The 23,268-nt window shown below is 67.2% G+C and carries 18 protein-coding genes; 14 read left to right on the plus strand and 4 right to left on the minus strand.

Annotated features, from left to right (window positions below):
* Positions 1-2: 2 nt before the first annotated feature.
* The 7 genes from xdhB to QFZ42_RS03825 all read left to right on the plus strand — a co-directional run bounded on the left by xdhB (position 3) and on the right by QFZ42_RS03825 (position 9,941).
* The gene (gene xdhB / locus QFZ42_RS03795) at positions 3-2,453 is read left to right on the plus strand and encodes a xanthine dehydrogenase molybdopterin binding subunit (protein ID WP_307699672.1); all 2,451 of its coding nucleotides are present in this window, start codon (positions 3-5) and stop codon (positions 2,451-2,453) included.
* Between the two features lie 103 nt (positions 2,454-2,556).
* Positions 2,557-3,540 (plus strand): LysR family transcriptional regulator, encoded by a 984-nt coding sequence (locus tag QFZ42_RS03800; protein ID WP_307699673.1) that lies wholly within the window; start codon positions 2,557-2,559, stop codon positions 3,538-3,540.
* A 131-nt stretch (positions 3,541-3,671) separates the two neighbouring features.
* Positions 3,672-5,003, plus strand: coding sequence for an NCS2 family permease (locus QFZ42_RS03805; RefSeq protein ID WP_307704163.1), 1,332 nt, complete (start codon positions 3,672-3,674; stop codon positions 5,001-5,003).
* A gap of 101 nt (positions 5,004-5,104) precedes the next feature.
* Positions 5,105-6,655 (plus strand): ABC transporter ATP-binding protein, encoded by a 1,551-nt coding sequence (locus tag QFZ42_RS03810; RefSeq protein WP_307699674.1) that lies wholly within the window; start codon positions 5,105-5,107, stop codon positions 6,653-6,655.
* The gene (locus QFZ42_RS03815; protein ID WP_307699675.1) at positions 6,648-7,793 is read left to right on the plus strand and encodes an ABC transporter permease; all 1,146 of its coding nucleotides are present in this window, start codon (positions 6,648-6,650) and stop codon (positions 7,791-7,793) included. Before QFZ42_RS03810 ends, QFZ42_RS03815 begins: the two co-directional genes overlap by 8 nt.
* A gap of 1 nt (position 7,794) precedes the next feature.
* Positions 7,795-8,715: an ABC transporter permease gene (locus QFZ42_RS03820; protein WP_307699676.1), complete on the plus strand. Its 921-nt coding sequence runs from the start codon at positions 7,795-7,797 to the stop codon at positions 8,713-8,715.
* A 50-nt stretch (positions 8,716-8,765) separates the two neighbouring features.
* Positions 8,766-9,941 (plus strand): BMP family ABC transporter substrate-binding protein, encoded by a 1,176-nt coding sequence (locus QFZ42_RS03825; protein WP_307699677.1) that lies wholly within the window; start codon positions 8,766-8,768, stop codon positions 9,939-9,941.
* A gap of 70 nt (positions 9,942-10,011) precedes the next feature.
* Here QFZ42_RS03825 and QFZ42_RS03830 read toward each other — a convergent pair whose 3' ends face one another.
* Positions 10,012-11,121 (minus strand): DJ-1/PfpI family protein, encoded by a 1,110-nt coding sequence (locus QFZ42_RS03830; RefSeq protein ID WP_307699678.1) that lies wholly within the window; start codon positions 11,119-11,121, stop codon positions 10,012-10,014.
* Positions 11,122-11,194: 73 nt separating this feature from the next.
* On the opposite strand from QFZ42_RS03830, the gene QFZ42_RS03835 reads away from it, so the two are divergent.
* Both QFZ42_RS03835 and QFZ42_RS03840 read left to right on the plus strand, forming a co-directional pair.
* A complete protein-coding gene (locus QFZ42_RS03835; RefSeq protein WP_307704164.1) occupies positions 11,195-12,193 on the plus strand; it encodes a GlxA family transcriptional regulator in 999 nt (332 codons plus the stop codon).
* A complete protein-coding gene (locus QFZ42_RS03840; protein WP_307699679.1) occupies positions 12,180-13,364 on the plus strand; it encodes an amylo-alpha-1,6-glucosidase in 1,185 nt (394 codons plus the stop codon). The genes QFZ42_RS03835 and QFZ42_RS03840 overlap by 14 nt, the downstream gene beginning before the upstream one ends.
* A gap of 1 nt (position 13,365) precedes the next feature.
* Here QFZ42_RS03840 and QFZ42_RS03845 read toward each other — a convergent pair whose 3' ends face one another.
* Entirely contained in the window at positions 13,366-14,379 is a 1,014-nt protein-coding gene (locus QFZ42_RS03845) for a zinc-dependent alcohol dehydrogenase family protein (RefSeq protein WP_307699680.1), read from the minus strand.
* Positions 14,380-14,518: 139 nt separating this feature from the next.
* On the opposite strand from QFZ42_RS03845, the gene QFZ42_RS03850 reads away from it, so the two are divergent.
* From QFZ42_RS03850 to QFZ42_RS03860, 3 genes are all read left to right on the plus strand, one after another.
* Positions 14,519-15,421: a LysR family transcriptional regulator gene (locus tag QFZ42_RS03850; protein WP_307699681.1), complete on the plus strand. Its 903-nt coding sequence runs from the start codon at positions 14,519-14,521 to the stop codon at positions 15,419-15,421.
* Positions 15,422-15,510: 89 nt separating this feature from the next.
* Positions 15,511-17,061, plus strand: a complete 1,551-nt coding sequence (locus QFZ42_RS03855) for a serine hydrolase domain-containing protein (RefSeq protein WP_307699682.1) — start codon at positions 15,511-15,513, stop codon at positions 17,059-17,061.
* Positions 17,062-17,139: 78 nt separating this feature from the next.
* Positions 17,140-18,837, plus strand: a complete 1,698-nt coding sequence (locus tag QFZ42_RS03860; RefSeq protein ID WP_307699683.1) for a PAS domain-containing sensor histidine kinase — start codon at positions 17,140-17,142, stop codon at positions 18,835-18,837.
* On the opposite strand, the gene QFZ42_RS03865 is transcribed toward QFZ42_RS03860, so the two are convergent.
* Positions 18,824-19,732 (minus strand): amidohydrolase family protein, encoded by a 909-nt coding sequence (locus QFZ42_RS03865; protein WP_307699684.1) that lies wholly within the window; start codon positions 19,730-19,732, stop codon positions 18,824-18,826. The two genes, QFZ42_RS03860 and QFZ42_RS03865, sit on opposite strands and share 14 nt — an antisense overlap.
* Before the next feature lie 122 nt (positions 19,733-19,854).
* On the opposite strand from QFZ42_RS03865, the gene QFZ42_RS03870 reads away from it, so the two are divergent.
* Positions 19,855-20,916: an adenosine deaminase gene (locus QFZ42_RS03870; RefSeq protein ID WP_307699685.1), complete on the plus strand. Its 1,062-nt coding sequence runs from the start codon at positions 19,855-19,857 to the stop codon at positions 20,914-20,916.
* Here the strand turns inward: QFZ42_RS03870 and QFZ42_RS03875 are convergent.
* Entirely contained in the window at positions 20,877-22,187 is a 1,311-nt protein-coding gene (locus tag QFZ42_RS03875) for an MFS transporter (RefSeq protein WP_307699686.1), read from the minus strand. The two genes, QFZ42_RS03870 and QFZ42_RS03875, sit on opposite strands and share 40 nt — an antisense overlap.
* A 95-nt stretch (positions 22,188-22,282) precedes the next feature.
* On the opposite strand from QFZ42_RS03875, the gene QFZ42_RS03880 reads away from it, so the two are divergent.
* A complete protein-coding gene (locus QFZ42_RS03880; protein ID WP_307699687.1) occupies positions 22,283-23,224 on the plus strand; it encodes a LysR substrate-binding domain-containing protein in 942 nt (313 codons plus the stop codon).
* Positions 23,225-23,268 lie beyond the last annotated feature (44 nt).

The raw sequence follows: 23,268 nt of genomic DNA on the forward strand, positions 1-23,268 counted from the left end.
CCATGAACAAACCCATCGACGCCCGCCTGCTGCAGCCCGCCGAGGCCTTTGCCGACTACCTGAAGAACACCGCCGCGCGCATCGACCCCGTGGCCGAAGCGGTCGCGCACGACCTCGGCGCGCGCGTCGGCATCAGCCGGCCGCACGAATCGGCGCATCTGCATGTCGCCGGTGAAGCGACCTACATCGACGACATTCCCGAGATCGTCGGCACGCTGCATTGCGCGCTCGGCCTCTCGCCCGCGGCCAACGGCCGCGTGACGGCGCTGTCGCTCGATGCCATTCGCGCGATGCCGGGCGTGGTGTCGGTGCTCACCGCCGACGACATTCCGGGCACCAACGACTGCGGCTCGATCGTTCACGACGACCCGATCCTGCTTTCGCTGAAAGACGGCGGCCAGATCCGCTACCTGGGCCAGCCGGTGTTCGCCGTGATCGCGGAGACACGCGATGCCGCTCGCCGCGCCGCCGCGAAGGCGAAGGACGCCATCGCTGTCGAGGCCCAGCCGCCCGTGCTCACGCCGCAAGATGCCCATGCGCTCGGCCAGTACGTGGTGCCTCCGATGCACATCGTGCGCAGCGGCGGCAGCGCCAACGAAGGCGACGAGGCCGCCGTGCGCGCCGCTATCGCGAAGGCGCCGCATCGCCACAAGGCAGCACTCGACGTGGGCGGGCAGGAGCAGTTCTACCTCGAAGGCCAGATCAGCTACGCCATTCCGAAGGAGGGCGGCGCGCTGCACATCCATTGCTCCACGCAGCACCCGAGCGAAATGCAGCACCTGGTGGCGCATGCGCTGCACCTGCAGTCGAACGAAGTGCATGTCGAATGCCGGCGCATGGGCGGCGGTTTCGGCGGCAAGGAGTCGCAGTCGGCGCTGTTCGCGTGCGTGGCCGCGGTGGCGGCCAGCAAGCTGCGCCGCCCGGTCAAGCTCAGGCTCGACCGCGACGACGATTTTCTGATCACCGGCCGTCGCCACTGCTTCTGGTACGAGTACGAGGTGGGCTACGACGACGAGGGCCGCATCCTCGGCGCGGAAATCACCATGGTCTCGCGCGCCGGCCATTCGGCCGATCTGTCGGGCCCGGTGATGACCCGTGCGCTCTGCCACTTCGACAACGCCTACTGGCTGCCCAACGTGGCGATGCATGGCTTCTCGGGCAAGACCAACACCCAGAGCAACACGGCATTCCGCGGCTTCGGCGGCCCGCAGGGCGCCATTGCGATCGAGAACATCATGGACTCGGTGGCGCGCGAATTGAAGCGCGACCCGCTCGACGTGCGGCGCATCAACTTCTACGGCACGACGCAGAACAACGTCACGCCCTACCGCCAGATCGTGACCGACAACATCGTTCACGAATTGGTGGCCGACCTTGAAACCAGCAGCGACTACCGCGCCCGGCGCGAAGAGATCGCGGCCTTCAACAAGAAGAGCGTGGTTCTCAAGCGCGGCCTTGCGCTCGCACCGCTCAAGTTCGGCATCTCGTTCAACGTGAAGCACTTCAACCAGGCCGGCGCGCTGGTGCATGTGTACACCGACGGCTCCATTCTCGTGAACCATGGCGGTACCGAGATGGGGCAGGGCCTCAACACCAAGGTGGCGCAGGTGGTGGCGCACGAGCTGGGCGTGAGCTTCGAGCGCGTGCGCGTCACAGCGACCGACACCACCAAGGTGGCCAACACCTCGGCCACCGCCGCATCGACCGGCGCCGACTTGAACGGCAAAGCCGCGCAGGATGCGGCGCGGCAGATCCGCGAGCGCCTGGCCGAGAGCGCGGCGGAACGCCATGGCGGCAAGCCGGGCGAAGTGCGCTTTGCCAACGACAAGGTCGAGGTCAACGGCCGCACGTTGGCGTTCAGCACCGTGGTGGGCGAGGCGTACCTCGACCGCAAGCAGCTCTGGTCCGACGGCTTCTACGCCACGCCTGGCCTCAGCTGGGACAAGGAGAAGATGCGGGGCCGCCCATTCTTCTACTACGCCTACGGCGCGGCGGTGAGCGAGGTGATCGTCGACACGCTCACCGGCGAATGGAAACTGCTGCGTGCCGACATCCTGCACGATGCGGGCAAGTCGCTGAACCCGGCCGTGGACATCGGCCAGGTCGAAGGCGCCTTCATCCAGGGCATGGGCTGGCTCACGACCGAAGAGCTGGTGTGGCACCCGCAAAGCGGCAAGCTCACCACGCACGCGCCCAGCACCTACAAGATTCCGACGGCGAACGACTGCCCGCCGGTCTTCAACGTGCGGCTGTTCGAAGGCCAGAACTTCGAGGACTCCATCCACCGCAGCAAGGCCGTGGGCGAGCCGCCGGTGCTGCTGCCGTTCTCGGTGTTCTTCGCGATCCGCGACGCGGTGTCGGCGGCCGGCGAGCACAAGGTCGATCCGCCGCTGAAGGCGCCGGCTACGAGCGAATCGATTCTTCGCGCCATCACGGCCGTCCAGTCCGCATAGCCCACCCGTAGACTTTGGCGCATGTCCAAAGTCCTCCCAATGCACCACGCCCTCGTCCTCTTCGCGAAACGCCGCGGAACCGGCTTTGCCGGGGGAGAACGCCATGCGTGACCAGGCGCTGTTCGACAAGATCGACCTGCATCTCATCCGGGTGCTCCACACCGTGCTGACCGACCGCAGCGTCTCGCGCGCCGCCATTCGCCTGGGCATGTACCAGCCGGCCGTTTCGGCCGCGCTCAAGCGCCTGCGCGAACTCTCGGGCGATCCGCTGCTGGTGCGCTCGGGCTCGGGCATGGTGCCGACCGATGCGGGCCTGCGCATGATCGAGCCGGCGGCCAGCATCCTGCGCGCGGCCGAAATGCTGTTCTCCGATGCGCGCGGCTTCGAGCCGCAGTCGGCGGCCACCACCTTCCGCATCGCGGCGAGCGACTATATGGACCCGCTCTTCCTGCCGATGCTGGTGGCGCACGTGAAGCGCGAGGCGCCGCTGTGCCAGATCGAGATCCATGCGCTCACGCCCGACTCGGACTACCACGGCCATCTCGCATTGGGGCAGGTCGACCTGGTGATCGGCAATTGGCAGAAGCCGCCGGAAGACCTGCACATGGCGCGGCTCTTCGGCGACGAGGTGGTGTCGCTGGTCAACCAGGACCATCCGGCCGTGCGCCGCGGCTGGGACCTGGAGACCTGGCTCGCCGCAGAGCACATTGCGCCCACGCCCATGCATCCGGGCGGGCGCGGCATCATCGACCAGATGCTCGACGAGCTCGGGCGGCAGCGCAACATCACAGCGCGCTGTGCGCACTTCGGCCTCATTCCGGACATGGTCGCGTCGAGCCTGCTGGTGCTGACCACCGGCCGGCAGTACTGCGAACGCTTCGCGGCGCGGCTGCCGGTGAAGATCCTCGAATGCCCGGTGGCGCTGCCGCGCCTCATGTACTACCAGCTCTGGCACGAGCGCACCCATTCGTCGAGCTCCGCGCGCTGGCTGCGCGAATGCATCAAGGAGGTGGCTGCCTCGCTGCGGCCCGCCTTCACCACACCGGCCTCGAGGGCCCTTGCGGCCGACACGTCCGATCCGCCCTGACGAATTCTTCGGCCGCGCCGGCGACGCGCCCGAGGCAACGATGAATGAATCGCCCAATACAACAGCTGGAGACAAGCGACATGAACAGGTTTGAAGAGGTGCCCAAGGTCACCGATCCCCACGCCTCGGGGATGAAGGCCGCGCGCAGCGCGCCGCAGAACGCGAACTGGCTTGAACGCGTGTTCAAGCTCACCGAGCACAACACCACGGTGCGCACCGAGGTCATCGCCGGGCTCACCACCTTCCTCACGATGGCCTACATCATCTTCGTGAACCCGACGATCCTCGGCGACGCGGGAATGCCCAAGGGCGCGGTGTTCGTGGCCACCTGCCTGATCGCGGCGCTGGGCACGCTGATCATGGGCCTGTATGCCAACTACCCGATTGCCATGGCGCCGGGCATGGGCCTGAACGCCTACTTCGCCTATGTGGTGGTGCTGGGCATGGGCTACACATGGCAGGTGGCGCTGGGCGCGGTGTTCATCTCGGGCTGCCTGTTCCTCATCGTCACGGTCACCGGGTTGCGGGAGCTGTTCATACAAGGCATACCGCAGTCGCTGCGAACGGCGATCACCGTGGGCATCGGCATGTTCCTCGCGCTCATCGCGTTGAAGAGCGCGGGCGTCGTCGCCGCTTCGCCCGCGACCTTCGTCACGCTGGGCGACCTGCACTCGGCGCCGGTGGTGCTGGCCACGCTGGGCTTTCTCGTCATCGTGACGCTCGACCGGCTCAAGGTGCGAGGGGCCATCCTCATCGGCATCATGCTGGTGACGGTGCTGTCGTTCTTCTTCGGCGGCAACAAGTTCCACGGCGTGTTCGACGCCCCGCCGTCGATCGCGCCCACCTTCATGCAGCTCGACATCCTGGGCGCGCTCAAGGGCGGCATCCTGAACGTGGTGCTGGTGTTCTTCCTGGTCGAGATGTTCGACGCCACCGGCACGCTGATGGGCGTGGCCAAGCGCGCGGGCCTCTTGGTGCCCGGCAAGATGGAGCGCATGAACAAGGCGCTCCTGGCCGACAGCGGCGCGATCTTCGCGGGATCGCTGCTCGGCACCTCGAGCACCACCGCGTATGTGGAAAGCGCGGCCGGCGTGCAGGCCGGCGGGCGCACCGGCCTCACTGCGGTGGTGGTGGCGGCGCTGTTCCTCGCCTGCCTGATGATCTCGCCGCTGGCGGGCTCGGTGCCGGCCTATGCCACCGCCCCAGCGCTGCTCTTCGTGGGCTGCCTGATGCTGCGCGACCTGGTCGAGCTCGACTGGGAGGACACCACCGAGGTGATCCCCGCGGCCGTGACCGCGCTGGCCATGCCGTTCACCTACTCGATCGCCAACGGCCTGGCCTTCGGCTTCATCACCTATGCGGTGCTCAAGCTCTTCACCGGCCGGGCACGGGAAGTGCATGCGATGGTCTGGGTGATCGCGGCGATTTTCCTGTTCAAGTTCGCCTACATAGGCGGACACTGAGCGAAGCGCCGTCGGGCGCCGATGGAGGCGGACACGCTATTAAACTTGTAGCTATGTTTTCCGCTTGTTGATGTTGAACGAGACAAACCACGAAACCCGGCATGACAACCCCCCGACTCCAGCTCGCCAACATCACGAAGCGCTACCCCGCGGTGGTGGCGAACAGCGACATCTCGCTGGCCGTGGCGCCCGGCGAAATCCATGCCGTGCTCGGCGAGAACGGCGCCGGCAAATCGACGTTGATGAAGATCATCTACGGCTCGATCAAGCCCGACGAAGGCACGGTCACTTTCGACGGCCACGCCGTCAACCTGCGCAACCCGCAGCAGGCGAGGGCGCTGGGCATCAGCATGGTGTTCCAGCACTTCAGCCTGTTCGACACGCTCACCGTGGCCGAGAACGTGTGGCTGGGCCTGGACAAGTCGCTGCAGCTGGCCGAAGTGGCGCGCAGCATCACGGCCAAGGCGAGCGAATACGGGCTCGACATCGACCCCTCGCGCCCGGTGCACACGCTCTCGGTGGGTGAGATGCAGCGGGTGGAGATCATTCGCGCGCTGCTCACCAACCCCAAGCTGCTGATCCTCGACGAGCCGACCTCGGTGCTCACGCCCCAGGCGGTCATCAAGCTGTTCACGGTGCTGAACAAGCTGGCGTCGGAGGGCTGCAGCATTCTCTACATCAGCCACAAGCTGCACGAGATCCGCGAACTGTGCACGGCCTGCACGGTGCTGCGCGGCGGCAAGGTCACGGGCGTGTGCAATCCGCAAAACGAGAGCAACGAGTCGCTCTCGCGGCTGATGATCGGCGCCGAGCCGCCGCCGCTCAAGCACCGGCCGGTGCATGCGGGCGCGGTGGCACTGCGTGTGAACACGCTCACGCTCGCACGCGAGGACCAGTTCGGTGTCGACCTCGACGGCATTGCCTTCGAGGTTCGCGCCGGCGAGGTGGTCGGTATTGCGGGGGTGTCCGGCAACGGCCAGAAGGAACTGCTCTACACGCTCTCGGGCGAGGACGTGCGCGCCGAGCCTGCGATGGTCCAGGTGTTCGACAAGGCCGCGGGGCGGCTGCGGCCGCGCGCGCGGCGTGCGCTCGGCCTGCACTTCGTGCCGGAAGAACGGCTGGGCCGTGGCGCGGTGCCTACGCTGGGGCTCGCACACAACCTGCTGCTCACACGCAGTAACGCAGTGGGCAAGGGCGGTTGGATCCGCACCTCGGTGCTTGAAAAGCACGCCAGGGGCATCATCGAGCGCTTCAACGTCAAGGCCGGCGGACCGAACGCGGCGGCGCGCTCGCTCTCGGGCGGCAACCTGCAGAAGTTCATCGTCGGCCGCGAGATCGACGCCAACCCCAAGCTTTTTATCGTCTCGCAGCCGACCTGGGGCGTGGACGTGGGTGCGGCCGCGCTGATCCGCGGCGAGATCCTTGCGCTGCGCGACGCCGGCTGCGCGGTGCTGGTGGTGAGCGAAGAACTCGACGAGCTGTTCGACATCAGCGACCGCCTGCACGTGATTGCCAAGGGCCGGCTGTCGCCTTCGATCGACCGCGCCGCCGCCACGTTGCCGCAGATCGGCGAATGGATGAGCGGCCTGTGGCCGCAGCAAGGCAGTGCCGCCTCTTCGGCAGCGAAGAAGGAAGCGACCCATCATGCTTAAGCTCGAACCCCGCCCGGAGCTTTCGCGCTTCTGGACCTTTGCCTCGCCGATCCTGGCGCTGCTGATTACCGTGCTGATCGGCGTGGCGCTGTTCGCCGCGCTGGGCAAAGACCCGGTCAAGGGCCTGCTGGTGTTCTTCTACGAACCCATCAAAAGCGGCTACGCCATCGGCGAGCTCACGATCAAGGCGACGCCGCTGCTCATCATCGCGCTCGGTCTCGCGGTGTGCTTTCGCTCCAACGTGTGGAACATCGGCGCCGAGGGCCAGTTCGTCTTCGGCGCCATCGCCGCGGGCGGCGTCGCGCTGATGGCCGACAAGACCACGGGCTCGTGGATCGTGGTGGCCATCCTCGTTGCGGGCACCGTCGGCGGCATGGTGTGGGCCGGCATCGTGGCGTTCCTGCGCGACAAGTTCAACGCCAACGAAATCCTCGTGAGCCTGATGCTCGTGTACGTGGCCACGCTGCTGCTCGGCTACATGGTGTTCGGCCCCTGGAAGGATCCGCAGGGCTACAACTTTCCGCAGTCGAAGACCTTCGAGGCGGTGACGCAGATCCCGCGGCTCTTCAAGGGTTCGCGCGTGAGCATCGGCTTGATCATTGCGCTGCTCGGCGTGGGGGCGCTCTGGGTGTTCCTGTTCCGCACGCGCGCGGGTTTCGCGCAGCAGGTCGGTGGGCTCGCCCCGGCGGCGGCGCGTTATGCGGGTTTTTCGGCGCGGCGCGCGGTGTGGATCGCGTTGCTCACCTCGGGTGGCGCGGCCGGTCTGGCCGGTGCGCTCGAGGTCGCCGGCCCGCTCGGCCAACTCACGCCGTACGTGCCGGCCGGCTATGGCTTCGCGGCCATCATCGTGGCCTTCGTCGGGCGGCTGCATCCGGTCGGCATGGTGTTCTCGGCCATCCTCATGAGCATGTTCTATATCGGCGGCGAGCTCGCGCAGTCGCGTCTCGGCCTGCCCAAGTCGCTCACCGGCGTGTTCCAGGGCCTCTTGCTCTTCACGCTGCTGGCCTGCGACACGCTCATCGCCTATCGCATCCGACGCAAGGCGGTCATCAAGGCCGCCGCCCACACGACGAGTTCGCTGCAAGCCAGCACGCCGTTGACGGTCCCGGCCGCGCGTTCGACCGAAGGAGCCCTCTGACATGGACAGCTACGCACTCCTGCTCGGTTCCACGCTCAGCGCCGGCACCGTGCTCGCCATCGCGGCGCTCGGCCTCCTCATCAACGAGAAAGCCGGCATCGTCAATCTCGGTGCCGAGGGCATGATGCTCTGCGCCGCCATCGCGGGCTTTGCGACCGTCGTCATCACGCACAACCCCTGGCTCGGCTTCCTCGCCGGCATGGCGGCCGGGGCCTTGCTCGCGGCCTTCTTCGGCGTGCTGGTGATCTGGCTCAACACCAACCAGTACGCCACCGGCCTCGCGCTCAGCCTGTTCGGCGTCGGCTTCTCGGCGTTCGCCGGCATCAACTTCGTGCAGGCCAAGCTGCCCGAGAGCGTGTCGTACGCGGTGCCGGTGCTCAGCGACATTCCGCTCGTCGGGCCCGCGCTGTTCCGGCATCACCCGATGGTGTATTTCGCGGTCGTCCTGACCGTTGGGCTGATCTGGTTTCTCTACCGCACTCGCGCCGGCCTCGTGCTGCGCTCGGTCGGCGAATCGCCCGAATCGGCGCATGCGCTCGGCTATCCGGTGCGGCGCATCCGCTTCATGGCGGTGATCGCGGGCGGCGCGCTGTGCGGGCTGGCGGGCGCGTATCTTTCCACCGTCTACACGCCGCTCTGGGTCGAAGGCATGGTGGCGGGCCGCGGCTGGATTGCGCTGGCGCTCACCACCTTCGCCACCTGGCGGCCGATTCGCGTGCTTTTGGGCGCCTACCTGTTCGGCGGCGTCTCGATGCTCGGTTTCCATCTGCAGAGCAGCGGCGTCGACGTGCCGCCGCAGTTCCTCAGCATGCTGCAGTACATCGCGCCCATCGTGGTGCTGGCGCTGATTTCGCGCAACCCGGCGTTCATCCGCATCAACATGCCGGCCTCCATAGGGAAACCGTTCTACCCCGGCTCATAATCGCGTTTTTCGTTTCCCGCCAACTCTGTCCTTTTTGAGGATTTCCGACAATGAATGATCTGAACAAGCGCTCTTCCCTGCTCAAGCTCGCTGCCCTTACGGCGGTCGCTTCGGCAGCCCTGATCGGCTGCGGCAAGAAAGAAGAGGCGGCGGCACCGGCTGCGGCCCCCGCGCCAGCCCCGGCGCCCGCTGCAGCTGCGCCGGCCCCGACCGCGCCGCTCAACATCGCATTCGCATACATCGGCCCGGTGGGAGACGGCGGCTGGACCTTCGCGCACGACAACGGCCGCAAGGCGCTCGAGAAGGAATTCGGCGACAAGATCAAGACCACCTTCGTCGAGAGCGTGCCCGAAGGCGCCGACGCCGAGCGTGTGTTCCGCGACATGGTCGGCCAAGGCAACAAGCTGATCTTCGGCACCACCTTCGGCTACATGGAGCCGATGCTCAAGGTGGCCACCGACAGCAAGGACGTGAAGTTCGAGCATGCCACCGGCTACAAGACCGCCGAGAACATGCGCACCTATGACAGCCGCACCTACGAAGGCGCCTACATGGCCGGCGTGATTGCCGGTGCCATGACCAAGACCAACACGCTCGGCGTGGTGGGCTCGGTGCCGATTCCCGAGGTGCTGCGCAACATCAACAGCTTTACGCTGGGCGCGCAGTCGGTCAACCCGAAGATCACCACCAAGGTGGTGTGGGTGAACGAATGGTTCAGCCCGCCCAAGGAAACCGAAGCCGCCACCGCCCTCATCAACGGCGGCGCCGACGTGCTGTTCCAGAACACCGACTCGCCGGCCGTGCTCAAGACCGCACAGGAAAAGGGCAAGCGCGCCTTCGGCTGGGATTCGGACATGACCGCCTACGGCCCCAAGGCCCACCTGGCTTCGGCCACCATCAACTGGGCGCCGTACTACATCAAGGCCACGCAGGACGCGCTCGACGGCAAGTGGGCCACGGGCCAGAGCTGGTGGGGCGTGAAGGAAGGCGCCATCGACATCGTCTCGATCGCCGAGGACGTGCCGGCCGAAACCAAGGCCAAGGTCGAGGAAGTGAAGAAGGGCCTGAAGGACGGCAGCTTCGTGATCTGGAAGGGCCCGATCCTGGGCCAGGACGGCAAGGAATTGGTCGCCAAGGATGCCGTGGCCGACGACAAGTTCCTGTCGGGCGTGAACTTCTACGTCAAGGGCGTGGAAGGCAAGGTACCGGGCGGGGACAAGAAGTAAATCGGTCCGCGCTTTGCGTGCATGAAAGGGTCGCCCGGGGGCGACCCTTTTGTTTTTGCGCGGATGGAGATCAGCCGGGGCAGCCGTTCACCGGCCCGGGGTACTCCATCTCGAGCATGACCCAGTTGCGCCGCGCTACGCCGTGGCGCTCGCCGATCTCGCACAGAGTTCGGTCCAGTTGCTGCACGGGCTTGAGCGTTGCCGAGAGCGGCAGGGGTAGCGCTTTCCCATTGTTGGAGGACTGCGCGATGAGCACCAGCCCGCTGCGCAGCGTGACCGGGCCTGAAGCCGACACGGCCTCGACGTTTGTGCGGCCGGTGCGCGACCGGGCATCGGCCACGAGCGCGAGCGTGATGTCGTCGCTGCCGTGCTGCACCTGGATGGTTCGGCGCTCATTACGCCAGAACGCGGCCTTGTTCAGCAGAAAGTCGACTCTGCGGCCTGTGTCGAGATAGAACGGCGTGCTGTCGTGCTCGGGGCTCCAGGAGGCCACGCCCAGTTCGGTGCCGAGTGCCTCCGCCTTCTCGGGCCCGCCGATGGCTTCGACCATTGCGAGCATCGTTGGTACCGAGGCGGTGATGCCGGTGGTCGTGGCAACGCCGCGGTCGACCACGTAGCGCTGGTGGGGCACGTAGGTGGCGCCGGGGTGGCGCTTCAGCAGCGTGCCGCGGTCGTACCAGTGGCCCGCGAAGCGCCGTCCGTCAAGCAGGTCGGCGCGGCCGACCACCAGCGCGCCGGAGCAGACGCCGACCACACGCGCGCCCCGCGCCGCCTGCTGCTTCAGCCAGGCCGCCACGGCGGGGTCATCGTCGGCGATCATCGCGGGCACGATCACGTAGTCGGCACCCGAAGGGTGAAGCCGGTCGAAGCTGGCGAAGTCCTGTGCGCCGTCGATCTCCAGCGCGGGATACAGCTTCACCCGTCCGCTGCGCGGCGCCACGATCCGCACGTCGGCCACATCGGCACGCTTGAGCACCGCATGCGGCAGCAGCAGGTCGGTCATCTCGGTGCCTTCGTTCAGGGCGAGCACGGCCACCACGGGCCTGCCTTCGCGGCGCGGCTTCAAAGCCTCGATGAAGGTCTGCTTTTCGCGCTCGATCATGCCCGCGTCATCCGGTGCCGGCGGCAGCGGGGTGGCACTTCCGCAAGCTGCCACTGCCAGCACCGCCAGTGTTGTCATACTTGCCTCTGCCAGCACCCGTAGTAACCTAGACATGCTGTCCCTCGTTGACCGTGATGTCTTGAGCCTACGAATACCCACCCTCACCCGCAAGGACGAAGAAACCGCGGTTTCTGCCAGCAATGTGGTGCTTGTCGCGTTCGACGGCGTCGAGGCGATCGACATCGCCGGCCCGGCGAGCGTGTTCAGCAAGGCCGAACTGCTGCGCCCCGGCAGCTACCGCCTGCACATCGCATCGCCGGCCGGCGGCAACGTGCTGACGAACGGCGGCCTGAGCTTTGCCGGCACGTGCAACCTGCGGCAACTGCCTGCCGCGATCGACACGCTCGTCGTCGCGGGCGGCGACGAGCCCGGCGTGCGTGCGGCCATCGTCGAGCAGCGCATCGGCGACTGGCTCGCGGAGACTGCGCCTGGCATACGCCGCATTGCCAGCGTGTGCAGCGGCGCGTTCGCTCTGGCCGCGGCCGGCCTGCTCGACGGCCGCGAAGCCACCACGCACTGGCGCGCCTGCGACCAGCTGCAGGCGCTGCGGCCGCAGGTGCGGGTGCAGCGCGAGCGCATCTACGTGCACGACGGCCCGGTGTGGACTTCGGCCGGCGTGACCACCGGCATCGAGCTGGCGCTCGCGCTGGTCGAAGACGACCTCGGGCATGCCGTGTCGATGGACATTGCCCGCACGCTGGCGTTGCCGATGCTGCGCGGCGGAGAGCAGCCGCAGCTGAGCCAGGCGCTCCAGGCACAGGCCGTGGCCAGCCATCGCCTGCGCGAACTGGTGGCGTGGATCGGCACGCATCCGCAGGACGACCTGTCGGTGGAGGCGCTGGCCGAGCGCGTGCAGATGAGCCCGAGGAATTTCGCGCGCGCCTTCGGGGCTGAGACCGGCCGCACGCCGGCGCGCTTTGTAGAACAGATTCGCGTGGCGGCCGCCGCGCAGCTGCTGCGGCAGACGCAGTGGCCGCAAGACCGGATTGCAAGCTGCAGCGGTTTTCGCTCGGTGGATGCGCTGCAGCGCGCCTTCGCGCGGCAGCACGGCCAGACGCCGCAAGCCTATCGAACCCATGACCACACTTGACGCCACCACCCTCGCACTGATCGACGACTGTTCCCGAGCTTCGCTCCAACTCCTCGAACGCAACCTGACGCCGCACGGCATCCTGGCCGCCAGCCCTACCGAGGCGGCCGTGGCGCGCCGCTACACGCGCATCTTCGGGCGCGACGCCGCGATCTGCGTGATGGCGATGTGCGGCAGCGGCGTGCCCGCGCTGGAGGAGGGCGCGGTCGCCAGCCTCGATGCACTGGCGGCGCAGCAGGCGGCGAACGGACAGATTCCCAAATATGTCGACCCCGAGGGGCTCGACGCCGACTTCTGGTACCTGGGCTGCATCGATGCCACCCTGTGGTGGCTCATTGCCGTGGACCATGTGCGCCGCCACGGCCGCGTCGGCGCGTCGCACTGGAGCGGCGAGGTGGAGATTGCGATCCACTGGCTGCTGGCGCAGGAGCACCAGCACTTCCGGCTGCTGCAGCAGAACGAGGCCAGCGACTGGGCCGACATCATGCCCCGCTCGGGCTACGTGCTGTACACCAACGCGCTCTGGTACGACGTGAAGCGCCGCTTCGCACTGGACCACGCCGAGGCCACCGAGCATCACTTCAACCACCTGTTCAATCCGTTCCAGCAAGACCTGCCCGAATACCACCGCGCCCGGTTGATGCGCCACTACGCACGCCGCGGCCGGGACGACCCGGGCCTGTATCTGAGCTTCGTCAATCTTTCCTTCGTCGGCAACGAGGGCGACGTGTTCGGCAATGTGCTGGCCATACAGAGCGGGCTGGCCGATTCGGCCATGTCGCAACGCATCGTCAAGACCATCGTCGCCGCGCGTGCCTGCGAGCCGTACCCAGTGCGCGTGGTGCTGCATCCGCTGACGCGCGAGCATGCGCTGTGGCGACCGTACATGGCGCGCCATCAGCAGAACATCGTGCACCAGTATCACAACGGCGGCATATGGCCCTTCGTCGGTGGCTTCTGGGTGATGGCGCTTGCGCGCATGGGCCTGCACGAATTGGCGTGGCCCGAGCTCGCGCGCCTGGCACACGTGAACGAACTCGGCGGCTGGCGCTTTACCGAGTGGTTCCATGGCCGCACGCTGGTGCCGATGGGAATGGCCGGCCAGAGCTGGAACGCCGCCACCTTTCTGCTCGCGCGGCGTGCGCTGCAAGGTGGCGACGCGGGCTGGTAGCTCAGACCGTGAGAACGATCTTGCCGATGTGACCGGCGCGTTCGAGGTACTCGTGGGCTTGCACCACATCGTCGAACGCAAAGCTGCGGTCGATGCGCATCTGCAAGGCGCCGCTGGCCAGGCCCCCATTGACGAAGCTGAGCGCGCGGCCGAGCGCGTCTTCATCGCGCGGCAGGCCCATGGTGGCCGAGCCGATGAACTCCAGGACCGTGTAGACGTGGAAGCGCCAGCTCTTGCGAAACTGCGCAAGCACGGGGTACCTGAGCTCCGCGCCACCGGAGAGCCCGTACAGCACGTACCAGCCACGCTGTGCGACGACGTCGCCGAGCCGCTCCATCTGCGAGCCGCCCACGCCGTCGTACACCAGATCGACGCCGCGGCCATCGGTGAGCGCCAGCACGCGCTCGGCCATGTCTTCGTCTTCCGTCACCACCACGTGCGCCGCGCCGGCATCGAGCAGCGCCTGGCGCTTGGCCGCCGTGCGGGTGGTGGCGATGGCGACGATGCCGGCCATGCGCGCCATCTGCAGTGCCGCGATGCCCGTGCCCGATGAAGCGCCTGTGACGAGCATCGTTTGCCCGCGTTGCAGGCGCGCCATCTCGAACAGCGGGAAGTAACCCGTCAGGTAAGCCATGTAGGCGCCGGCGGCTTGCTCGGGCAAGAGGTTGTCCGGGTAACGCACCGCGTGCGTCGCCGGGAACAGGATGCTCTCGCCGTAGGTGGGATACCGGCCCTGATTGGCACCCGGTAGAACCGCGACCCGGTCGCCGACGGAGAGGCCGCTCACGCCCGCTCCCACCGCGTCGACGACACCGGCGGCCTCGTTGCCCAGCCCGGCGGGCAGGGTCGCGTCTTCGATGTACCGGCTTTGGCGCCACAGCACATCGGCCCAGTTCAGGCCGATTGCCTGCACGGCGATGCGCACTTCGCCAGCGCCTGGCGCGGGCACCGCGACCTGCTCGATCTTGAGAACCTCGGCACCGCCGAACTCGTGGAAGCGAACCCTCTTTCCCATACAAAAATACTCCTTGAAGGCCGGCGGCTACGGAATTGAAACGAACCGGCCACGCCAATCTAGAAGCCCCGGAACAATCAAGGAAATCGATTCACACGATATTCGGTATGCACGCAATCGATAGCTTCAAAGTGCCTGGATGAATCCCATCGAACTCAGCCGTATCGACCTGAACCTGCTCACCGTGTTGGCGGCCCTCATGCGCGAGCGGCACGTCAGCCGCGCCGCCGAGCGCTTGCACCTGGGGCAGCCCGCGGTGAGCCACGCACTTGCGCGGCTGCGCGAGCTCACGGGCGATCCGCTGCTGGTGCGCCAGGGGCGGGTGATGGAGCCGACCGAGCGCGCCCTGGCCTTGATGCAAGGCCTCGGGCCGGCACTCGAGCAGATCGAGGCCACGTTTCGGGCGCAGGCGGAGTTCGAGCCCGAACGCGCCGCGCCGGTGTTTCGCATCGGCCTGACCGACGATCTGCAGATCGCCATGCTGCCGCGCCTGCTGCGCGCGCTCAGTGCCGAAGCGCCCGGGGCCAGGTTGGTCACGCTCACGGTCTGCTATCGCAACGCCGCTCGCCATCTCGACGAGGGGCAGGTCAGTGCGGTGATGACCTTCCTGAAAGACCTGCCGGCTGGTGCCAAGGTACGCAAGGTGCGCACGGTGCGCTTTGCACTGCTTCGTGCCGACACCACAACCGGCAAGCTCACGCTCGACGACTACTGCCGTCGGCGGCACGTGCTCGTGACCTACGCCGGAGACCTCTGCGGCACGGTCGACGAAACATTGAACGAACTCGGGAGGCAGCGCGAGGTGGCTTTCTCGGTGCCGCAGTTCGGCAGCCTGCCCGCCGTGCTGGCCGGCACCGAATTGCTGGCCACGGTGCCCGAGCACGTGGCACAGGCGCTGTCGGCGCAGGGCCGCCTTCGCCATGAGGCCTTGCCCTTCGAAAGCCCGACATACCAGATCAAGCTGGCCTGGCGCGCCGTGACTGACAAGGACTCGGCGGAGGCCTGGCTGCGCAAGGCGATGCTGCGGGCGTTCGGCGATTGAGACGGCGCTGGCGCCCATCGGCGCCAATCGGCGCCACCAGAGCAAGCAATGCGCCGATATGATCTCCGCCAAACCACTGGGAGACCGGTATGCGTGCGCACGGCAAGACAAGTTTCCTCGCCAGCCTGGCGGCCGTGCTGCTCGTTGCAGCCTTGCCGCTCAGAGCCGCACCGGCCGACGAACCGGTCGTCTGGCCCACGGCCGGATGGACTCCGAGCACACCCGAGGCGCAAGGCATGGAATCCGCCGCCGTCGCCAGGCTGGTCGATTTCGGCGCCGCGAACGCGATGGACAGCCTGCTCGTCACGCGCCACGGGAGGCTGGTGGCCGAAGCTTATTACGCACCCTACCGTGCCGGTCTCAAGCATGCGGTGAACTCCACCACCAAGGCCGTCGTCGGAACGCTCACCGGCATGGCGATCCAGGACGGGCTGCTGGCTTCGCGCGACCAGCCGGTGCTCGACTTCTTTCCCGAGCGCACCATCGCGAACCTCGATGCGTCCAAGAAGGCGATGACCCTCGGGCATCTGCTCGACATGACATCGGGCATCGACTGGAAGGAAAAGCTCGACGGCTCGGCGCCCGAGACAGGGCTGCAGTTTGGACGCAGCCGCGACTGGCAAGGTTTTGTGCTCGACCGCCCGATGGCGCAGCCGCCCGGCAGCGGCTTCAATTACAACAGCGGCAACACGCACCTGCTCTCGGCCATTGTTGCGAAGAAAACAGGCGGCAGCACGCTGGCCTATGCGCAGCGCAGATTGTTCGAGCCGCTGGGCATCGGCGACGTTCGCTGGCGCAAAGATCCGCAGGGCATCGAGACCGGCGGTGCCGGCCTTTATCTGCATCCGCGCGACATGGCGAAGATCGGCTATCTCTACCTGCGCAAGGGCCAATGGGAGGGGCGCCAGCTGCTCCCCGCCGCGTGGGTGGATCAGGTCTTTCAAGCCTCCGTGGACATGGGCTTCGGCGCCGGGCCCGTGTTCCGTTATGCGAACGGCTGGTGGACCATTCCGGAAAAGCGCGCCTACATTGCCGCCGGCATGAACCGGCAACTGATCATCGTGCTGCCCGAGATCGACGTGGTTGCGGTGGTCACGGGGCGGCGCAACTATCTGCTGCCGCCCTTCATCGACATGATCGCCGCCTCCGCCCGTTCGGCCCGGCCGCTGCCTGAAGACGGCGCAGCGCAGGCCCAGTTGGCCGATCGCATTCGCGCTGCGTCCGTCGAAAAGCAAAGCCCGGTGGCGCCTCCGCCCGAACTCGCGGCAGCGGTCTCGCGCAAAGCCTGGCAGTTCGACCGCAATGCCCTGGGCGTGAAGCGCCTGATGCTCGACCTGACGGCGGCCAGCCCAAGCTACGAAATACTGTTCGATAACGGGCGCCCCGACGCACCCGCCACGCCGGTGACAGGACCGTTGGGGCTCGATGGCTACTATCGCCTCAACGAGAAGGTGGCCGACGCGCCGGTTGCGGTCAAAGGCGACTGGACCGACCCGCAGAGCTTTCGCATCGTTTCGCGTTCGCTGAGCGATGGCGACGTGTCGATGTACCAGCTGCGCTTCGACGGCCCGCAGCTGAACGTGGCGTTCGAAAACAACCGCGGCTTCAAGGCTCAGGTGCAAGGCAGGGCTGCGCCATAGCGACGCCCCCATAGGCCGTTGCACCCTCATCCGCCGCCCGCAGCCAGGGACATCCACTTTTTGGAACCGCACATCGCCATGCAAAGCCAACCCGTCTCCGCCTCGAATGCAACCCTCCTGGAGGATGCGGCGCCGATCGTCGAGCAGTTGCCGATCGGTATTTTTCGCAAGGACGCCGCGGGGCGGTTCATCTTCGTCAATGCCCGGTTTTGCCAAGTCAAGGGCACTCCCGCTGAGCGGATTCTGGGTAGGACTGCCGTCGAGATCGCGTCCGATGCGGCGGCGGGACCGGACTCGGCATGGCGAGCGGAACTCGCCGAGCAGGAAAGCCGCCAACACGCGCAGATCCTGCAAACCGGGCAGCAGGTCGAGCGGGAAGAAGCTTTTTCAGAGCCCGGCGGCCCGCCGCAATCCTGGCGGATTGTCGAGTCCGCGGTGTTGGGACCGGATGGCGCCATCGTCGGCAGCCAGGGCGTGCTGTTCGGTGCGACCCGACGCAACCCGGAGGACGACACGCTGGCCAACGAGCGCGATCTGCTCCGCGCGCTGTTGGACAACTCGCCGGACCACATCTACTTCAAGGACAGGCAGTCCCGTTTCATCAGGACCAGCACGGCCCAAGCCCTCGAGTTCGGAATGGCCACACCCGAAGGGCTGGTGGGCAAGTCGGACTTCGACGTTTTTTCCGACGACCACGCGCGCCCGGCGTTCGAGGACGAGCAGGAAATCATCCGCACCGGCTTGCCGATGATCGGCAAGGTGGAACGGGAAACCTGGATGGATGGACGGCCCGACAGCTGGGCGCTGACCACAAAAATGCCTCTGCGCAACGGCGCGGGCCAGATCATCGGAACCTTCGGCATCACCAAGAACATCTCCGACCTGAAGGAGGCCGAGCGCCAGGTTGCCGAGGCGCACAAGCAGCTGATCGAGGCCTCGCACCTCGCGGGCATGGCCCGGATTGCCACCAATGTGCTGCATAACGTGGGCAATGTGCTCAACAGCGTGAACGTATCGGCCGCGCTGATTCTTTCGCGCGTTCGCGCTTCCAAGGTTCAGGGGCTTTCACGGGCGGTCCAGCTGATGGAAGAGCACGCCGGCGACCTGGGTGCGTTCCTGGCATCGGATGCCAAGGGCAAGGTGCTTCCCGGTTATCTGCGCCAATTGGCTTCCGCGCTGGTGGCGGAGCAGAACGACGCCATCAAGGAACTGGCGGCGCTGAGCAAGAACGTGGAGCACATCAAGGAGATCATCGCCGCGCAGCAGGCCCACGCGGGATCGTCGAGGCTGCTGGAGAAGGTTCAGATCCGCGAACTGGTGGAAGACGCATTGCGCATCAACGCAGAGTCGTTGGCGCGGCGGCAGATGGCGGTGGAAAAAGAGATGGCCGCCGTTCCCGAGTTTCTGCTGGACCGCGGGCGAATACTGCAGATCCTGGTCAACCTGATCAGCAACGCCGAGCAGGCGATGGAGGGCGTGACCGATCGCGAGCCGAAGCTCACGCTGCGGGTCGAGCTGGTGCAAGGCGAGCGGTTGCGCATCTGCGTTGCGGACAACGGGGTGGGCATCGCGGCGCAGGCCCTGACCCAGGTGTTCGCGCATGGGTTCACCACGAAGAAGACCGGCCATGGGTTCGGCCTGCACAGCGCGGTGATTGCCGCGCATGAAATGGGCGGAACGCTCACGGTCCACAGCGACGGGCCGGGCACCGGCGCGGCGTTCACGCTCGAGCTTCCGGTCGAAGCCAGAAAAGCAGACCCGCTCAGCGCAGGTTGAACAGCGCGGCCGCGTTGCCCCAGGCAATGCGCTGCGCCACGTCGGGCGGCAGGTCGCCGAGCCAGACGCGGTAGCCGCGCATGATTTCGTCGTAGGCGCTCCAGCGTTGGTTGACCCAGGTGTCGGAGCCGACGACGAACCGCTCCGGGTACTTGAGAATCAGCGCGCGCCATTCGGGGCACAGCTTGCCGCCTTCGCAAGTCAGCCCCGGCCGGTACGAGAGTTCGCCCATCAGCAGCGGATAGCGTTCCAGCAGCGCCTGCACCCGCTCGATCGGCGCGCCGCCGATGCCGGTGTGAGCCCAGATGAGGCGCAGGGCCTGGCCCTTCGACGGCGCGTTGGCCATCAGCAGGTCGATCGCCACGTCGTCGACGTGCGCAAGCACCGCGAGCTTCTGGCGCTCTGCGAGTGCAATCAGCTTCTTGGCGACCGGACCGTTGGCATTGGCACTCTCGTACAGATGGAACTCGCCGATGCCGCGGTAGGGTCCGCTCGCGGTGCCGCGCGCCAGTTCGGTCTGCACCATGTCGTGGATGCTCTCGTCGCGGAACCAGTTGCTGTAGTCGTCGCGGTTGCGGTACAGGCGCACGAAGGGCACCACGGTCACGCCCGCGCCGCGGGTTTCGCGTGCCGCGGCCAGAGTTTGCGTGCCCGCGTTGGGCCGCGAGTTGGCGACGATCGCCTTCACATTGTTGCGCTGCATGCGCGCAAGCGCCTCCGCGGGAGGGTAAGGACCGGTGTTGCCGTCCCAGGCTTCCTGGTTGTAGTGCAGGTGCGTGTCGAACAGCGGACCTTCGTAGGGCGGTGTGTCCCGCGCGGGCTGCCCGAAGGCAGAGGGCGCGACCGCCGAGAAGGCAGCCAGAAGCAGGGCTGCGACGGGTGCGATGGCTTTCATGGGGGCCTCGTGCGGGTAGAGGCCTGATTATCTGGGGGGGGCCATCCGTCTGGGAATGGCGGCATCGCGCGCAGGCGCGGCTGCGCTTATGCTGTGCGCAATCACAACGCCGATTCCCCACCATGACCGATTTCCGACCCGTTTTCGACAAGAGCTTCTGCAACATTGCCGCGGACCGCCTGCCCGAGCTGCTGCGCGCCATGCCCAAGGCCGAGCTGCACATGCACATCGAAGGCTCGCTCGAGCCCGAACTGATCTTTGCGCTCGCCGAGCGCAACGGCGTGGCCATTCCGTATGCGAGCGTCGAAGAGCTGCGCCGCGCCTACGCCTTCACCAACCTGCAGAGCTTTCTCGACATCTACTACGCCGGCGCGAGCGTGCTGCTGAAGGAGCAGGACTTCTACGACATGGCCTGGGCCTACCTCGAGCGCGCCGCGGCCGACAACGTGGTGCACACCGAGATGTTCTTCGACCCGCAGACCCACACGGCGCGCGGCGTGCCGATGGAGGTGGTGGTCAACGGCCTGCACCGCGCTTGCGTCGATGCAGCGCCGAAGCTCGGCGTGAGCGCGGCGCTGATCCTGTGCTTCCTGCGGCACCTGAGCGAAGAAGAAGCGTTCGAGACGCTGGAGCAGGCGCTGCCGTTCCGCGACAAGTTCATCGGCGTGGGGCTCGATTCGAGCGAGCTCGGCCATCCGCCAGAAAAGTTCGCACGTGTGTTCGCGCGCTGCCGCGAGCTGGGTTTTCACCTCGTCGCGCACGCGGGTGAAGAGGGGCCGCCGGCCTACGTGTGGAGCGCACTCGACGTGCTGAAGGTCGAGCGGGTCGACCACGGCGTGCAGAGCGCGAAAGACCCGGCTCTGATGAAGCGGCTCGCGCAAGAGCGCATTCCTCTCACCGTGTGCCCGCTGTCGAACCTCAAGCTCTGCGTGTTCCCCGACCTGGCGCAGCACAACCTCGGTGCGCTGCTCGACGCGGGGCTGGTCGCCACCGTCAACTCGGACGACCCCGCCTACTTCGGCGGCTACATGAACCAGAACTTCACGCAGACCTTCGCGGCCACCGGGCTCAACGCACAGCAGGCCTGGCAACTCGCGGCCAACAGCTTCGAAGGCAGCTTCATCGGCGCGGCGGCCAAGCGCGCCTATGTGGACCGGCTCAACGCCGTCTTCGCGACCTTCTGATCGGCAACCGTCGCGGCGGAGGGCCGCGGCACCAGCAGCGGCATCGCCACCAGAGCGCAGGCGCTGGCCGCGAGCCACACCAGCGGCCAGCCCTGCAGTGCCAGCAGATGCGGAATCGAAAAGGGCGTGACGAAGCAGACCAGGAACACGCTGGTGTTCGCCATGCCCAGCGCGGTGCCGGCCCGGGCCGCGCCGGCGAGCGTGGCCAACTCCGTGTAGGCGACGCCGTGCCAGGCCGAGACGCAGACCCCGCTCACGCCTAGCAGGACCACCAGCGCAATGCGCAGCATTGGTGAGCCCGCAACGTGCGTGCCCGCGGCCATCGCCAGCAACGCGAGGCCCGCGAACAGCAGCACGCTGAGGGCGCTGCAGGCGCGCAGGTAGGCCGGGCGGTTGCGGCGGCGGTCGGTCCAGCGGCCGCTCCATACGCGCATGGCCATGGCGCCGATCTGCACGAACACCATCGTGGCGGTGATCGTTGCGAGCCCCGCATGGGCGAAGTCGTGCAGGAACACCGTGCCGAAAGACAGCACCGCGAACTGCGGCGCACACAGAATGCCGATACCAGCCACGATGCGCCAGACGCGGGCGTCGCGCAGCGGACCGGTCTTCGGCACGGCCAAGGCTTGCGCAGCGTCGGCCTTTGTGCGCGGTGCAACCGGCGGCTCGTGCACCCAGGCCCAGCTCATCGCCGCGCTCAGCGCACACAGCACCGCCAGCAGGCCATAGAGCGCGGCAAAGCCGAAGTGCAATGCGACGAACGGCAACGCCAGCGCGCCGACACCGCCGCCCAGCGGCACGGCGGTCTGGCGGATGCTCATCGCAAGCCCGCGTTCTCCGGCATCGAACCACGTCATCACCGCGCGCCCGCTGGCGCCGTTGACGCTGCCGCCCAGCAGGCCGACCAGCAGCAGCCCGCCGCCCAGCCAGCCGAGGCCGGGAATGTGCTGCGCATCCGGCGCAGCCCAAAGTGCCATGGCCACCAGCGCGAGGGCGGTGCTGCCGAGGCCGCAGAGCAGCACCGGCCGGTCGCCCCAGCGGTCGGTCAAGAGGCCCCACGGCAGTTCGCTCACGGCAATGCCCAGGCCCATGAGGCCGAGCACCAGGCCGAGCGTGGCGTTGTCGAGCTGGTAGCCGGTGCGCATCAGCACCGCGGTCATCGGAATGCCGCTGAAGGCGACCGAGAACGCGGCATTGGCCGCCACGCCTGCGGCCAGCACCTTCCAGCGGTGACGCGGCGGGAACGAAGAAGAGCGGGTCGGATGAGTCATTGCGGCGCAGTGTCCGCCGTTGCAAAGGTTTTGAAAATCAGAAAATAATGAGGAAATCGTTCAAAAAAACAGGACGGTCAACAAAGGAAGAATCCATGTCCCAGGTGATGTTCGATCTCGACGTGCTACGCAGTTTTTCGACCGGCATCGCGCTCGGCAGCTATGCGCGCGCGGCCGACAAATTGGGCCGGTCCACGTCGGCGGTGAGCGCGCAGCTCAAGAAGCTCGAAGGCCAGGCCGGTGCCGTGCTGTTCCGCAAGGCCGGCCGCGGCCTGGAGCTCACCGATGCGGGCGAGACGCTGCTCGCCTATGCCCACCGCATGCTCGAACTCAACGAAGAAGCGGCCGCCGCAATGCGCGGCGCGGACCTTCAGGGCTGGGTGCGGCTCGGCCTGCAGGAAGACTTCGGCGAAACGCTGCTGCCCGCTGTGCTCGGCCGTTTTTCACGCGCGCATCCCAGGGTGCGCATCGAGGCCTGCGTGGCGCGCAGCGCGGAGCTGCGCGAACGGCTCGAGCTCCGGCAGCTCGACCTGGCACTGGTGTGGGACACCGGCGAGCAGATCACGCCGCACGGCGAGCGCGTGGCGCGCCTGCCTCTGCAATGGATCGGACCCAGGGCGCCCGACGCGCTCGACGCCGCGTGGTGGAAGGAGCGCGAGCGCCGAATCAGCGGCGCCCGAAAGAGCAAGGAGCCGCTGCCGCTGGTGCTGCTCGATCCGCCATGCCCGCTGCGCGACATCGTCACCGCCGCGCTCGACCGGGCCGGCACGCCGTGGCGCCATGCGTTCACCAGTGCCAGCCTCGCCGCGCTATGGGCGGCCACATCGGCCGGCCTGGGCCTGTCGGTGCGCACGCCTTTCGGCCTGCCTGCGCACGTGCGTGCCATCGACCGCACGGCCGTCGGCCTTCCGGCGCTGCCGCAGATGTCGCTCATGCTCTACCGCGCGCAGGCCGCGGCCGAGGCGCCGGTTGCACGGCTGGCCACGCTGCTGCTCGAGGCGGTGCGGCAGCATGTGCAGGCCGACGCGGCGCACTAGAATCCGCACCCCGCAGCCGGGCGTCCCGGCTGGCTGCGGATTCT

Source organism: Variovorax paradoxus, from assembly GCF_030815855.1.
Lineage (GTDB): Bacteria > Pseudomonadota > Gammaproteobacteria > Burkholderiales > Burkholderiaceae_C > Variovorax > Variovorax paradoxus_M.

Bases quoted from the DNA above. Each gene is read 5' to 3' on its own strand.
- QFZ42_RS03825 (WP_307699677.1), top strand. From the start codon at position 8,766: ATGAATGATCTGAACAAGCGCTCTTCCCTGCTCAAGCTCGCTGCCCTT.
- QFZ42_RS03845 (WP_307699680.1), bottom strand. From the start codon at position 14,379: ATGGGAAAGAGGGTTCGCTTCCACGAGTTCGGCGGTGCCGAGGTTCTC.
- QFZ42_RS03880 (WP_307699687.1), top strand. From the start codon at position 22,283: ATGTCCCAGGTGATGTTCGATCTCGACGTGCTACGCAGTTTTTCGACC.
- QFZ42_RS03860 (WP_307699683.1), top strand. From the start codon at position 17,140: ATGCAAAGCCAACCCGTCTCCGCCTCGAATGCAACCCTCCTGGAGGAT.
- QFZ42_RS03830 (WP_307699678.1), bottom strand. From the start codon at position 11,121: ATGACAACACTGGCGGTGCTGGCAGTGGCAGCTTGCGGAAGTGCCACC.
- QFZ42_RS03805 (WP_307704163.1), top strand. From the start codon at position 3,672: ATGAAGGCCGCGCGCAGCGCGCCGCAGAACGCGAACTGGCTTGAACGC.
- QFZ42_RS03850 (WP_307699681.1), top strand. From the start codon at position 14,519: ATGAATCCCATCGAACTCAGCCGTATCGACCTGAACCTGCTCACCGTG.
- QFZ42_RS03865 (WP_307699684.1), bottom strand. From the start codon at position 19,732: ATGAAAGCCATCGCACCCGTCGCAGCCCTGCTTCTGGCTGCCTTCTCG.
- QFZ42_RS03870 (WP_307699685.1), top strand. From the start codon at position 19,855: ATGACCGATTTCCGACCCGTTTTCGACAAGAGCTTCTGCAACATTGCC.
- QFZ42_RS03820 (WP_307699676.1), top strand. From the start codon at position 7,795: ATGGACAGCTACGCACTCCTGCTCGGTTCCACGCTCAGCGCCGGCACC.
- QFZ42_RS03810 (WP_307699674.1), top strand. From the start codon at position 5,105: ATGACAACCCCCCGACTCCAGCTCGCCAACATCACGAAGCGCTACCCC.
- QFZ42_RS03840 (WP_307699679.1), top strand. From the start codon at position 12,180: ATGACCACACTTGACGCCACCACCCTCGCACTGATCGACGACTGTTCC.
- QFZ42_RS03800 (WP_307699673.1), top strand. From the start codon at position 2,557: ATGCGTGACCAGGCGCTGTTCGACAAGATCGACCTGCATCTCATCCGG.
- xdhB (WP_307699672.1), top strand. From the start codon at position 3: ATGAACAAACCCATCGACGCCCGCCTGCTGCAGCCCGCCGAGGCCTTT.
- QFZ42_RS03855 (WP_307699682.1), top strand. From the start codon at position 15,511: ATGCGTGCGCACGGCAAGACAAGTTTCCTCGCCAGCCTGGCGGCCGTG.
- QFZ42_RS03815 (WP_307699675.1), top strand. From the start codon at position 6,648: ATGCTTAAGCTCGAACCCCGCCCGGAGCTTTCGCGCTTCTGGACCTTT.
- QFZ42_RS03875 (WP_307699686.1), bottom strand. From the start codon at position 22,187: ATGACTCATCCGACCCGCTCTTCTTCGTTCCCGCCGCGTCACCGCTGG.